This is a genomic window from Rhodopseudomonas faecalis (genome assembly GCF_003217325.1).
In the GTDB taxonomy this organism is placed as follows: Bacteria; Pseudomonadota; Alphaproteobacteria; order Rhizobiales; family Xanthobacteraceae; genus Rhodopseudomonas; species Rhodopseudomonas faecalis.
Genome location: NZ_QJTI01000007.1, coordinates 123,494 through 136,602 on the forward strand (window position 1 = coordinate 123,494; position 13,109 = coordinate 136,602).

The window sequence follows — 13,109 nt, forward strand, 5'->3', positions numbered from 1 at the left end:
ATGACATGCGGATGGGTTGGTATCAATTTCCGTTGGTATTAAGCGATGCGGCGCGCTGCGAGCTGAGCGAGTAATTGCTCGGCGGCTTGGCTCGCGCGCTCGGACTGCGCCCGTTCCTGGGCGACGCGCAGCCAGTTCGGCGGCTGCGGTCGCGATTGATTCAAGGACGGAGCGGGCTGCGGCCGGGTTGGTGCGGCAGCCGCAGGCGCGGTGGGCGGCGTCCACGGCGCCGCTGACAGCGGCGGCATGTCGACCGATGTCATGTCGATCGGTGCCATATCGATCGGCGCGAAGGCCGGGGCGGTGTCGGCTTCGGTGCGCAGCACACGACGCGACCGGCCAAAACGCATCAGCAATTTCATGATCGCGGCGGCGAGGCCGAGCGCGGTCACGATGCCGGCCATCAGCATCCAATTGCGATCATATTCGGGATTGCCGTTTTCCGGCGGTAGCGACGCGGCTGCGGGCGTGCTGCTGGGCGCGGGCACGGGTTCCATTGCGACCGGCGCCGGATGGTCCTGCGGCGAGGTGGCGTCCGACCAGCGCGAGGCCAGCGACCAATGCGGATTGGCCGCTGCGGCCGGTTCGCTATCGGTGGTCGGCGCGGGCGTTGCTGCGGCTGTGCTGTGTTCGCTCTGTTCGGGCGCCGGCCACACCGCATCGGGCGCCGGATCGGACGGTTCCGCGATCAGTTCCGCCCTTGCATCGGCCAGCGACGGCGCCGGCTTGTGCTCGCCGTCGGACGCTGAATTCTGGGCGACCGGAGCCGCGCTGCCGCCCCGTTTGTCGCCGAGATACCAGCACTGCCGCTTGCTGCCGCGCTCCACCCGGTAGCGCCAGTGCTTGCCGGCCGGCGTCGCGCCGGTGGGCGCGGTGAGACAGGTTTCGGCCTGCGCGGGAACTGGGGTGATCACGCTCAGCGCCGGTGCGGCGAAGGTGGCGGCGATCATGACGGGCAAAAGTTTCGCGGCTCGGAAACGCATTCTGCAACTCCGTGACTCGAACGCAACTTGAACTGCTTTCGAGCCCGGTTGTCGGCGATAAATGGGGTGTCAATGAGCCGCAAATCCGAGCGTCATGGGGCAACATTCAGGCCGCCGCGACGAGGCGGCGGCCTGTGCTGCTGGCTGTGTGCGGAAAGTTGTTAGTTGGTGAGCATCACGCGGCCGACCACGCGGCCGGCGCGTAGTTCATCGATCCATTTCTGCACGTCGGCCATCGGTTCCTCGCGCATCGGGGTCGGCGCGATCTTGCCAGCGCGCGCCATCGCCATCAGTTCCTTGGCTTCGGCCAGCGTGCAGGTCATGAAGCCTTCGATCGACATGCGCTTATAGATCCATTGCACCATCGGCAGATTGAAGTTGCCGCCGATCAGGCCGGACACCACGATCTTGCCGCCGCGCGCCACGGTGCTGACCGCAAAATTCATCGATTTCTCGGAGCCGGCGAAATCGACAATCGCGTCAAAGCCGCCGAACTCCTTCATGATGCGCTTGGCGACGTCGGGATCGGCCGGATCGTAAGCGACGCTGGCGCCGTTGCTGAGCGCGGTCTCGCGCGCCGCGGGATTGATATCAGCGACCGAGATCGGCTGCTGGAACATCGACCGTGCCAGCGACAGCCCCATCATGCCGACGCCGCCAAGGCCGATCAGCAGCAGATTGCGCTGCCGCGGCCGGTCCACCAGCCGCTTCAACGCGCCATAGGCGGTGGCGCCGGAGCACATCAGCGTCGCGGCTTGGTTGATCGGCAGCGGATCGTAATCGAGCAAGTATTTCGCATCGGGCACCAGCACATGGCTGGCAAAGCCGCCATCGATCGCGACGCCCAGAAAGCGATTGCGGGTGCAGAGATTCTCATCGCCGGCGAGACAGTCGCGGCAGGTGCCGCAGCCGATCCACGGAAACACGGCCTTGCGGGTGCCGATCAGTTCCTTCGGCGCGTCGGGGCCGACCTCATCAACCACGCCGGCGATCTCGTGGCCGAGCGTGAATGGCAGCGTCATGCCCTTGGTGGTGTCGAGCCGCTTGCCGCCGCCAAGGTCAGCATAGCCGTCCTGAATGTGCAGATCGGAATGACACAGTCCGCAGCGCTCGATCCGGACCAGCACTTCGCCGCCTTGCGGCTTTGGCGTTTCGATGATGGTTTCGCACAACGGCGCATCGAATTTCACGAGCGATTGCCGACGCATCAGCGCCATGTGGTGTCCTCCCTGACGGCGGTTATTTGGTGCCGCGACTATTCGCCAATTCCCTTGCCATGGCAACAAAACCGGAAATCGGCACGGTCTCGGCGCGCCGCGTCGGCTCGATGCCGGCGGCGGCGGCAAGCTGGGCTGGATCGACGCCGAGCGATTTCAGGCTCTGGCGCAGCATTTTGCGACGTTGGCCGAACGCGGCTGCCGTCACCTGTTCGAGCAGTTTGAGGTCGCAAGGCTCGGGCTCGGCGCGCGGGATCAGCCGCACCACCGATGATGTCACCTTTGGCGGCGGCACGAAGGCTGAGGGCGCAATGTCGAACAGCAGCTTAGTTTGCGCGCGCCAATTGGCCAGCACCGCGAGCCGGCCATAGGCGTCGTCATCCTCGGTGGCGACGATGCGCTGCGCCACCTCGCGCTGAAACATCAGCACCATGCAATCGTACCAGGGCGGCCACGGCTCGCTTTCCAGCCAGCCGACCAATAGCGGCGTCGCGACATTGTAGGGCAGGTTGGCGACGATCTTGGCGGGCGCGCCGCCGAGCAGCGGCCGCGGGTCGTAAGTCATGGCGTCGGCGCAAATAACTTCCAGCCGGCCCGGATAGCGTTCGGCGATTTCCGCCAGCGGCCCGAGCGCGCGCTGGTCGCGCTCGATGGCAATCACGCGCCGGGCGCCGAGCGCCAGCAGCGCGCGGGTCAGGCCGCCGGGGCCGGGGCCGATCTCGACCACGGTGGCGTCTTCGAGCGGGCCGGCGGCGCGCGCGATCCGCGCGGTGAGATTGAGGTCGAGCAGAAAATTCTGGCCGAGCGATTTCTTGGCCGCCAGATCGTGACGCTGGATCACTTCGCGCAGCGGCGGCAGGTCGTCGATCGTGCTCATGAGCGTGCTGGTGCTGCCATGCGCGCGGCCAGACGCAGCGCTTCGATCAGGCTCGACGGATTGGCGCGGCCGGTGCCGGCGATGTCGAACGCGGTGCCGTGATCGGGCGAGGTGCGGACGAATGGCAGCCCGAGCGTGACATTGACGGCGCGATCGAACGCCAGCGTCTTGATCGGGATCAGCGCCTGATCGTGATACATGCACAGCGCGCAGTCATAGCTGCGGCGCGCGGCGTCGTGGAACAGGGTGTCAGCCGGCAGCGGCCCGCGCGCGTCGATGCCTTCGCGGCGCAGCTGCTCGATCGCCGGGGTGATGATGGTCTGCTCCTCGGTGCCGAGCCCGCCGTCTTCGCCGGCATGCGGATTGAGGCCGGAGATCGCCAGCCGCGGCGTTGCAATCGCCAAATGCCGGCGCAGCGCCGCATTCACAATGCGCGCGGTCGAGACGATCAGTTCGCTCGACAGGTCGGTGATGGCGTCGCGCAGCGGGCGGTGGATGGTGACCGGCACCACCGCCAGCGCGGCCGACCACAGCATCATCACCGGCTGCGGTGCGCGCTGGTCTGGGCATTGGCTCGCCGCCAGTTCGGCCAGGAATTCGGTGTGGCCGGGATGGGCAAAGCCGGCCTGATACAGCACGCTCTTGGCGATCGGATTGGTGACCACGGCGCTGGCACGGCCTGCCTGCACGTCTTCAACCGCAAGACGGATCGAGGCGATCGCCGCGGCGGCGCTGGTGCCATCCGGTACGCCAGCGGCGGCAGTGGCCGGCTGGCCGATCGGCACGACAGGCAGTGCTTCGGGGAAGGCAGAAGCGGCGTGCTGCGGCGTCACTTCGGCCAGCGGCACGTTGAGCTGCAACTGCGCGGCGCGCTTGCGCAGCAGCTCGATATCGCCGCGCAGATAGAACGCCGGCAGCTTTTCGGCGCTGCGCTGAAGCCACGCCAGCAGCGCGAGCTCGGGGCCGATGCCGGCCGGTTCGCCCAGAGTGAGCACGAGAGGGAGGGGCATGGGAACGCCTAACAGGCTGCCGCGCGGATCGCGCGGCCGCGGTCAACGATATTCGATCATCGCGGCCTTGCGCACTTCCTGCAGATATTCCTTCGATTTCTTCTCGAACTTTTCGGCGCTCATCTTTTCACGGATTTCGCGCTTCTTCGGCGTATCGGCGGTGCTCGGCTTGCGGCTGCACAGCGCCACCATCTCGACGCCCTGCTTGGTGATTTCAGGCGCCGTCAGGTGACCGACCGGGGTCTTGTCGAGGATTTCGCGCAACGACTGCGGGATTTCCGCCGAGGTTTTGGTGACGGCCGTGCGGATGGCGGCGTTCGGCATCGCCTTGAAGATCGCGTTGGCGTCGGCGCAGCTTTGCACCCGGCCGCGCAGCGCCTCGGCCTCCTTGAAGCGAGCCTCGCGCGAGGTGTTTGGCGCCGAACGCGGCACGATCAGCACCACCGGCTGCATCTGGTATTCGTAATTCTCGCCGGACTTGGCTTCGCTCTCGCCGAGCGCCGCGCGCACGTCCTGCTCAGAGACCATCAAGCTGCTCTTGAAGCGGCCGCGCACCAGATTGCTCCACACCATCTCGGCGCGGATGCGACGCTTCAAAGTGTCCGGGCGGATACCCTGGTTTTCCAGGGTCTTTTCCAGCTGGTCGGGAGACATGCGCATCCGCGAGCCCATGCTGGCGAATGCTGCGTCAATGTCGGCCGCACTCGGGTCGATCCCGAATTTCTTGCCTTCCTTGATCTTGACCTTCTCGTTGATCAGCTCGTCCAGCACCTGCTGCCGGTTCGGCGTGGTGCGGCTGGACAATTGCGTCAGTTTGGAGCGCTGATCGATGTCGAAATTGGTGATCGGCTCGCCATTGACCATCACCACCACGTTCTGCGCAGGCAGCGTGGTGGCGGAACCGAACACAAGCACGGCGGCGATGCAGCTCGCCGCCAGCATACGAAACGAATTCTTTGCGGTCATTTTGTCTGCCATCAGGAAGAACGCTATCTCCATGTGCACAGGCTGCGCAGGCGCCGCAGCGCCTGCCGCTCACGCGGGGTTATTGGCCGATAACGCCCTGGGAGGCCGCGGACACGTTCTGTGACATCGCGGTCATGCCAATGGTCCGCAAGCCGATCTGCAGCATCACGGTGTGATTCAGAATCGGCGTCGCGTTGCTCACCGCATAGGAATAGGCAGTGATGTAATTAAGGCCGAGCACGAAGCAGTCGTCCACGTAACCCGCGCCGACCGTGTACTGATTGACCCGGTTCTGCTCAAGGTCCCAGCGCGCGCCGCCGGACACCACCCAGTTTGACGCCAGCTTCATCGAACCGGTGCCGAGCACGCCCTCGCGGCGGGTCAGGATGCCAAGTTCGGGTTGGGCGGCGTAACTGCCGTAGGTGAGGGCGACCGACCAGCGATTGAAGTTGGCGCGGCCTTCGGCCTCGAAGCGCTGCACGTCGAGATGAGTCTCGTCGAGCCGGGCCCGGGTGGTGAACTGGTAGGTGCTGTTCGGCGAATAGGACACGCGCGTCACGTAGTCGGAGCGCTGCTTGTCCAGGCCGGAATTGAGGCCGGTGTTGGTGAGGTCGGCCACGGTGTACGAGTTCAGGCCAAACAAATGGTAGGACTGACCGAACAGCACGTTGACGGCGCCGCCGCGATCGAACTGCGTGGTGGCCTGCACGCCGACATTGGCGCGGCTGCCGCCTTCGACGCGGTCATAGCCGGAGAACTTGTCGACGCTGAACAGATTGCTGGCGTCGAACACCATGCTCTGCGCGTCTTCATTGGGCAGCCGGCCGGCGTAGCTCTCATTCGGACGAATGATGACCTGCGCGATCGGCTCCAGCGTGGTGGTGCCCCACGGCTGCACATTGATGAACGGGTAGCGATATTCCAGGCCGACCGTCGGCATGGCGCGCAGCGCCTGGTTGTCGCCGACATTGAGGAAGTTGGAAACGCCGGGCTGATTGCCGACCGAGGCGTCGATGGCGTCGACACGGACCGACGCGAACGGCGTCCAGATCTGGCCATAGGGGTCGGTGAAGGCGCTGCGCCATTTCGCTTCGCCGGAGAAGCGGGTGTAGGTGCCGGGCACGCCGCGCAGCAGGCAGGGGGGGCGCGACATCGGATCAGGCGAAGTCGCCAGACATAGAGTGAGCGCTGTTGAATCGAAGCGGTTTGTTAGTGATTCAAATTGCGCGTTTTGCCGGGTCAGGCTGGTGAAATTGGTGAGATAGCTGAGCTCGCCGCCGAGCACCGAATGATTGACGACATTCGAATAGTCGACCACCGGGTGGACGACCGGAATCTGCTTCTGCACGTCGGCAGCAGTGAAGCCGTAATAATAGATGGTGCGCGCGTCGAAGAAGCTGCGGTTGCCGACCCCGGTCAGATAGAGCTGCGAAATCGCTTCGGTTGACGGGTTCAGGAATGAGCCGAGCGCGTCGCGATACTGTGCCAGCCGGTAGTCGGAGAAGAAGGTGCGGTCGGACAGCAGTACGCCGTCCCAGCCCCACACCCATTTGTCGTTGAGCGCGAACTGGCCCTTGGTGTCGACCGCGCCGCGGAATTCGCGGTCGCCGGGCTGGCCGGCAAGCTTGCTGGGATCGAGCTGATTGATGCCGGAAGCGCGGATCTGGTAGGCGCCGTCCAGCAGCCGCTGCCGGAACTCGCCCTGCATCAGCACGCCCTGGGTGGTGGTGATGCGCGGTGCCAGCGTCAGGTCGTAATCGGGCGCCAGTGCGAAATAATAGGGTACTTCAAAGCCGGATCCGAACGCGGTGCTGCTCAGATACATCGGCATCAGGAAGCCGCTCTTACGCACCACCGTCGGGTCGGGCGTCGAGAAATACGGCAGATAGGCAAGCGGAACGCCGAAGAATTCGAGCTGGGCGTTCTCGAAATACAGCATCTTGTCGGTCTGGTCGTGGATGATGCGAGCACCCTTGACCTGCCACAGCGGCGGCTTCTTCGGATTATTCCGGCACGGCGCGCAAGCGGTATAGACGCCGTTTTGGAACACGTTGTAGGCGCCCTCAGTCCGTTCCGCGCGCGAGGCGGCGATCCGGGTCTGGTCAGCGGTGTCGACGCGCAGCGAGTCGACGAAACCGTCGCGGTAGTCGTCGCTGAGGTCGAGCAGATTGGCGTAGGTGACCTTGCCGTCCGCGTCGGTCATGCGGACGTTGCCCTCGGCACGGAGCCGCTTGGTCTTCTGGTCGTAGATGACCTTGTCGGCTTCGACGCTGGTGCCGTTATAGAACATCTGCACGTTGCCGACGGCAGCCACGCGCTGGTTGTTGTAGTCGTAATCGACCTCAACCGCCTGCACCAGCATCTGGCCGTTTTCGGCCGCCGGCGGCGCCTTCTGGCGCGGCGGGCGCGGATTATAGGTGTAGCTCTGGGCAGCCGCCTCCGTTACCGCTGCGAGGTCAATCGCAGCAGTCAGACCAACCGCCACTAGGGCGCCCCAAAGAACCGGCGCCAGCCCACCGTCGCGGCGCCAATGCTGGCGCCGTCGCGGCGAACGCGCTCGGTATTGGAGGGCGGTGACAGCAGACACTAGCCGTCCTCCTGGTAGAGCAGAGCCATAAATCCCGCGAGGCCCCCGACGAATACGGGCAACCACGCCGCAGCAATCGGGTGCATCAACTCGGCCTTGCTCAAATCCTCAGTCACTTTCGACAGGATATAGAGCAGAAAGCCTGCCGCCACGCCACTCAAAACCATCTTTTGAACACCGCCGAAACGGAAGAATCCTAAGCTAACAGAAGCCGCTAACATCACCATGGCAGCAAGCAAAAACGGCCTCGCCAGCAATTTATGGTACTGTAGACGGTATCCAGATGTGGCAAATCCTGAGCTTTCCGACGAGCGGATGTAGCTCGGTAGTTGCCAAAATGACACGGTTTCTGGGGTCGAAAAGCTGTTCCGGACCTGGGCTGGGGTCAGTGTGGTCGGCAATAGCAGGGTCTCTTCGTCAACCGGCGCTGAGTCGAGGGTGTAGCGGCGCACATCCTTGAAGCGCCAGAACCCCGGTTCCAGGGTCGCCTCACGGGCTTCCAGCCGGTCCTTGAAGCTGAAATCGGCCTCGAATCGGAACACGGTCAGCCCGGTCAGCAGCACGCCCTGCTGCTGGCTGCGGGCGGCATTGATGATGGCCTGGCCGTCGCTGGTGATCTGGTTGATCCAGAACCCGCTGGCGTCCTGCAAACTGTTGGAGGAATCGCCGAACATTTCGGCTTCGAGCTGCTTGGCTCGTTCCTGCATCGCGGCCGACACCGGGTTGAAAAAGGCGGTCGCCAGCAGCCCGAGCAGCAGCGCGCTCCACAGCGCCGGCGCCACGAACTGCCAGGCCGAGATCCCGGCGGCGCGCGCCACCACCAGTTCCAGCCGCCGCGACAGCGCCAGATAACAGGTCATGGCGCCGATCAGGATGCAGAACGGCATCAGCCGCTCCAGCAGCTGCGGCACCCGGAACATCGAGGTCTGCGCCAGCATTAGCGCGGAAATATGCGGCCGGCCGCCGGCGCGGCGCAGCAGGTCGATGTAATCGACGAACACCAGCAGCACGAACAGCCCGAAAAACACTCCGAGCGCCGCGGTGACGAACCGGCCGGCGAAATAACGCCCCAGCGTATTCATGAACATCGCCGCGGCTCCGTCATGGTGGCGCAGCGCGCAGCCGCCGCCGGGTCAGCGAGGCGAGCGTGCTGTTGATGAATTCCGTCAGCCGCGCCGGCGGCTCGATCACGACATGGTGCGCGATCAGCCAGATGCTCAGGCCGATGGTGGTGGTCAGCAGCAGATATTGCACGCCGGCAAACCACAGATTACCGGCTGCGGCGATCGAGCAGGCGAAACCGGCCAGCCGCACCAGGAACACGGTGATGATGGTGCCGGCGATCGAAAAATTGCGGCTTTGCCGGGTGGTGCGTGGCAATCCCAGAAACGCGAAGGTCAGCGCTGTGAACACGAACGGGTAAATCGGCGCCAGCAGCCGTTCGTGCATTTCGGTGCGGAACTGGTTCGGCAGTCTTGCGTACAGCGGATCGTCGGCGGGCGGCCAGATCAGCTCCCACAGATAGCGCTCGCGGATGCCATAGCTGACGTCGCGCGCCCTGGAAAACTTTGACATGTCGAAGGCGTAGCGGCCGAATGCCACCAGCGCCGGGTCGCGCTTGCCGGTTTCAAAGCGCTGCAGCGTGCCGTCTTCCAGCACCAGGAACGAGCCGTCATTGTTTTTCAGCACCGTGCCGTGATCGGCGATGATGCTGATGCGCTCCTTGGGATCGCGGCGGTCGTCGATAAAGACCCCGACCAGCAGGCCGCCAGGCTGCCGTTCCCGCACCCGGATGGTCAGATTGGTTTCGAGCTGGGCAAAACGTCCCGGCTGCAGAATGTTGGCCAGAATGTCGGCGGTGATCTCGCTGTCCCAGCGATTGATGCGGCGCAGCCCTTCGGGAGCGACATAGGCACCGATCACCGTGACCAGCATCGCCACCACAGCCGCGGCAAACATGAAAGGCCGCAGGATGCGCAGCGGCGACAGCCCCGCGGCATTCATCACGATCACTTCCGAATCGGTCGCGAGCCGGTTGAGGGTGTGCGCCACCGCGATCATCAGCGCGATCGGCGCGATCACCAGCACCAGCACCGGCACCGCCATGCTGGTCAGGCCGAGGAAGGTGACGATGGTCTGGCCCTGGCTGGTCATCAGATCGATGCCGCGCAGCGCCTGCGTGATCCAGATCACGCCGGTGAGGCTGGCCAGAACCACCGCAAACGACGTCAGCGTCGTGCGCAAGATGTAGTTATCGATCGAGCCCATGCCCCGGACAATCCCCAAACGCGTGACGGCGGCTATACCCGCCACGCTACTCGCACGCCATTGCTGTCGTGTCTGCAGGCATCCCCATGCCTGACTCGACCATTACCATCTGTTTGATCCGTCAACAAAATGGCTGCCGCAAGGCGCTGCCTTGCAATGGTTAATTGTTCCCGTGTGTCGTCAAAATGCCACGATTAATGCGTGTGCCGCCTTCACCTTGAAGCGCAATCGACGCGGCAGCGAAGCGACGCAGCACTTGGCAGCGATAGCGGCGAGGGGCCATAGTGCCGGCCCTATCTGCGCCCTGCCGCTGTTCCGGACGTTCGCTCCGGTTGAGCCTAGCGCTCCCTGATAGCTTGATTCTGGAGGATGAGATCCATGCCCGACGTCGTCAGCGTTGGTTTTGTTGCGGTTGGCGCCGCTATCAAAGGTGTCGTGTTCGCGTTTTGCGACGAGGCGCTGGCGTTCGGACCGGACACGCGCAAGGCGCTCGGCGGGGCGGTCGATGCGGTGAAGCGCGCCGCGCAGGCCTGCCGTTTTAAGGGCAAGTCCGGCTCGGCGCTGGAATTGCTGGCGCCGCAAGGTTTGAAGGCTGACCGGCTGGTGGTGATCGGCGTCGGCAAGGCCGCCGACCTCAAGGAACAGGATTTCCTCAAATTCGGCGGTGCGGTGGCTGGCAAGCTCGGCACTGGCAAAGAGAGCGTCACGGTGCTGGGCGAACTGCCGAGCGGCGCGATGACCGCGCAGCAGGCGGCGACCTTGGCCGCCGGGCTGCGGCTGCGCGCCTACAAGTTCGATCGCTACAAGACCAAGAAGAAGGACGACGACACGCCGCTCAACGCCGCGGTCTCGATCGCGGTGCGCGATCTCGCCGCCACCAAGAAGGCGTTCGCGGCGCAGAACGCGGTGGTCGATGGCGTGATCATGGCGCGCGATCTCGTCAACGAGCCGCCGAATGTGCTGTTCCCGGTAGAATTCGCGCGCCGCGCCAGCCAGCTGCGCAAGCTCGGCGTCACCGTCGAAGTGCTCGACGTCGCAGCCATGACCAAGCTGAAAATGGGCGCGTTGCTCGGCGTTGCGCAGGGCTCGGCGCATCCGCCGCGCACCGTGATCATGCGCTGGAATGGCGGCCGCAAGAGCGACGCGCCGCTGGCCTTTGTGGGCAAGGGCGTGTGCTTCGACTCCGGCGGCATTTCGATCAAGCCGTCGGCGAGCATGGAAGAGATGAAGGGCGACATGGGCGGCGCGGCCTGCGTGGTCGGGCTGATGCATGCGCTCGCGGCGCGCAAGGCCAAGGTCAATGTGATCGGTGCGATCGGCCTCGTTGAAAACATGCCGGACGGCGGCGCGCAGCGCCCCGGCGATATCGTCACCTCGATGTCGGGCCAGACCATCGAGATCATCAACACCGACGCCGAAGGCCGTTTGGTGCTGGCCGACGTGCTGTGGCACGTCGTCAAGAAGCACAAGCCGAAGCTGATGGTCGATCTGGCGACCCTGACCGGCGCCATCCTGGTGGCGCTCGGCACCGAACATGCCGGCCTGTTCTCCAACAATGACGAGCTGGCGAGCCGGCTGACCGAGGCGGGTCTCGCCACCGGCGAGCGGCTGTGGCGGCTGCCGCTCGGCCCGGATTACGACAAGCACATCGACTCGCAATTCGCCGACATGAAGAACACCGGCGGCCGCAATGGTGGGTCGATCACCGCCGCGCAGTTCCTGCAGCGCTTTGTCGACAATACCCCCTGGGCGCATCTCGATATCGCCGGCACCGCGATGGGCGCGCCGAAATCGGAGATCAACCAGAGCTGGGGCTCCGGCTTCGGGGTGCGCTTGCTGGACCGCCTGGTCGCCACCCATTACGAGGGTAAATGACCGAGGTTCTATTCTACCATCTGCGCGGTGTGACGGTGGAGAGCGTGCTGCCGTCACTGCTGGAAAAGTCGCTGCAACGCGGCTGGCGGGTGGTGGTGCAGGCAACCACCGAGGAGCGGGCCGACGCGCTCGACTCGCATCTGTGGACCTTTCGCGACGATTCCTTCCTGCCACACGCCACCTGGCGGGTGGCGGATGCCGCGCAGCAGCCGATCCTGCTGGTGGTCGATGACGGCAATCCCAACGGCGCCAAGATCCGGTTTCTGATCGACGGCGCCGGTTTGCCGCCTGACAGCGCGTCCTATGAGCGCCTAGTGCTGGTGTTCAACGGCGATGATGATGAGGCGGTCGCCCAGGCGCGAGCGGCCTGGACCGCCAGCAAGGCGCAGGGCTTTGAGGTCATCTACCGGCAGATGGACGAAACCGGCCGCTGGCAACAGCGACAGTAGTCCGCGCCAGCCGTTAACGTTACAATCCAGCCGTGCGAATTGTGCTCGCCTGCGGCCTTGGTGGTGCCTTAAACAGATGTTTGTGAAGCAAATTCCGTCACTTTGAGGAAGACCCGCACCGTGCGACTAAATCCTGGCCCGCACCGCGTCCTGTTGCTGCTTGCCGTCGGAGCCCCGCTGCTCGGCGGCTGCGCCGGATCGGACATGTTTTCGTCCGACCTGCTGTCTCGCGATGCCGAATGGTTCTCGCGCGCCGGCCGCTCCTTCGTCAAAAACGTCTCGATCGAGACGCCGCCGCTGTCGCCTGATAAGCCGGTCCGTCCCGATGATCTGATCAGCGCCGACGGCGCCTGTCCGGGCATGACGCCGCCCGGCACGGAGGCCACCGGCTCGGCAGATGCGCCGGCCTCGTCGGGCATGGGCGCGGTGGCGCTTGGCCACACCGAATGCGACGTGGCGCGCGGCCTTGGCACCCCGAACAATGTCAACCTGTCCAGCAATGAGCGCGGCGACCGCATCGCGGTGCTGACCTACAACACTGGTCCGCGCGCCGGCATCTACACCTTCAAGGCCGGCCGGTTGTCCGAAGTCGAGCGCGCGCCGCAGCCCGAAACGCCGACCGCCGGCCGCAGGCCCAAGAAGCGCACTGCTGGCTGATACCAGCGGCGCTCGCTGGTGATACGCCATGCCCGCGACATGTCGCGGGCATCCACGTCTTGAAAGCGCCGCAAGATCAAAGACGTGGATGGCCGGGACGGAGCCCGGCCATGACATGTGGATGGGTTGGTATCAATTTCCGTTGGTATGAGAGCTTCGGTACTGATTCCATCAGAACCGAAACTCTCGAAGCCGTGCAGGATTTCGGTGGTTGGGACGT

11 protein-coding genes are annotated in these 13,109 nt (G+C 64.7%); 3 read left to right on the forward strand and 8 right to left on the reverse strand.

Going from position 1 to position 13,109, the window contains the following annotated elements; all coding sequences use genetic code 11:
- Positions 1 to 38: 38 nt before the first annotated feature.
- The 8 genes from BJ122_RS08005 to lptF form a co-directional block, all read right to left on the reverse strand.
- The gene (locus tag BJ122_RS08005; RefSeq protein ID WP_110780564.1) at positions 39 to 950 is read right to left on the reverse strand and encodes a hypothetical protein; all 912 of its coding nucleotides are present in this window, start codon (positions 948 to 950) and stop codon (positions 39 to 41) included.
- A 194-nt stretch (positions 951 to 1,144) separates the two neighbouring features.
- Positions 1,145 to 2,200, reverse strand: a complete 1,056-nt coding sequence (locus BJ122_RS08010; protein WP_103010882.1) for an alcohol dehydrogenase — start codon at positions 2,198 to 2,200, stop codon at positions 1,145 to 1,147.
- Between the two features lie 22 nt (positions 2,201 to 2,222).
- Complete coding sequence (gene rsmA / locus BJ122_RS08015) at positions 2,223 to 3,077, reverse strand: 16S rRNA (adenine(1518)-N(6)/adenine(1519)-N(6))-dimethyltransferase RsmA (RefSeq protein WP_110780565.1); 855 nt, start codon at positions 3,075 to 3,077, stop codon at positions 2,223 to 2,225.
- Entirely contained in the window at positions 3,074 to 4,087 is a 1,014-nt protein-coding gene (gene pdxA, locus BJ122_RS08020) for a 4-hydroxythreonine-4-phosphate dehydrogenase PdxA (RefSeq protein ID WP_110780566.1), read from the reverse strand. Before pdxA ends, rsmA begins: the two co-directional genes overlap by 4 nt.
- 42 nt (positions 4,088 to 4,129) lie before the next feature.
- On the reverse strand, positions 4,130 to 5,053 hold the full coding sequence (locus tag BJ122_RS08025; RefSeq protein ID WP_110780567.1) for a SurA N-terminal domain-containing protein: 924 nt from the start codon (positions 5,051 to 5,053) through the stop codon (positions 4,130 to 4,132).
- A 79-nt stretch (positions 5,054 to 5,132) separates the two neighbouring features.
- Positions 5,133 to 7,538, reverse strand: coding sequence for an LPS-assembly protein LptD (locus BJ122_RS08030; RefSeq protein ID WP_430694765.1), 2,406 nt, complete (start codon positions 7,536 to 7,538; stop codon positions 5,133 to 5,135).
- Between the two features lie 101 nt (positions 7,539 to 7,639).
- On the reverse strand, positions 7,640 to 8,728 hold the full coding sequence (gene lptG, locus BJ122_RS08035) for an LPS export ABC transporter permease LptG (RefSeq protein WP_110780569.1): 1,089 nt from the start codon (positions 8,726 to 8,728) through the stop codon (positions 7,640 to 7,642).
- A 13-nt stretch (positions 8,729 to 8,741) separates the two neighbouring features.
- Positions 8,742 to 9,908 carry an LPS export ABC transporter permease LptF gene (gene lptF / locus BJ122_RS08040; protein WP_110780570.1) on the reverse strand — a complete coding sequence of 389 codons (1,167 nt, stop codon included), beginning with the start codon at positions 9,906 to 9,908 and terminating at the stop codon, positions 8,742 to 8,744.
- Positions 9,909 to 10,286: 378 nt separating this feature from the next.
- On the opposite strand from lptF, the gene BJ122_RS08045 reads away from it, so the two are divergent.
- The 3 genes from BJ122_RS08045 (at position 10,287) to BJ122_RS08055 (ending at position 12,889) form a co-directional block, all read left to right on the forward strand.
- Entirely contained in the window at positions 10,287 to 11,783 is a 1,497-nt protein-coding gene (locus BJ122_RS08045; protein ID WP_110780571.1) for a leucyl aminopeptidase, read from the forward strand.
- The gene (locus BJ122_RS08050) at positions 11,780 to 12,232 is read left to right on the forward strand and encodes a DNA polymerase III subunit chi (RefSeq protein WP_110780572.1); all 453 of its coding nucleotides are present in this window, start codon (positions 11,780 to 11,782) and stop codon (positions 12,230 to 12,232) included. The genes BJ122_RS08045 and BJ122_RS08050 overlap by 4 nt, the downstream gene beginning before the upstream one ends.
- A 204-nt stretch (positions 12,233 to 12,436) precedes the next feature.
- Positions 12,437 to 12,889 (forward strand): hypothetical protein, encoded by a 453-nt coding sequence (locus BJ122_RS08055; RefSeq protein ID WP_245407658.1) that lies wholly within the window; start codon positions 12,437 to 12,439, stop codon positions 12,887 to 12,889.
- The last annotated feature ends 220 nt before the right edge of the window (positions 12,890 to 13,109 follow it).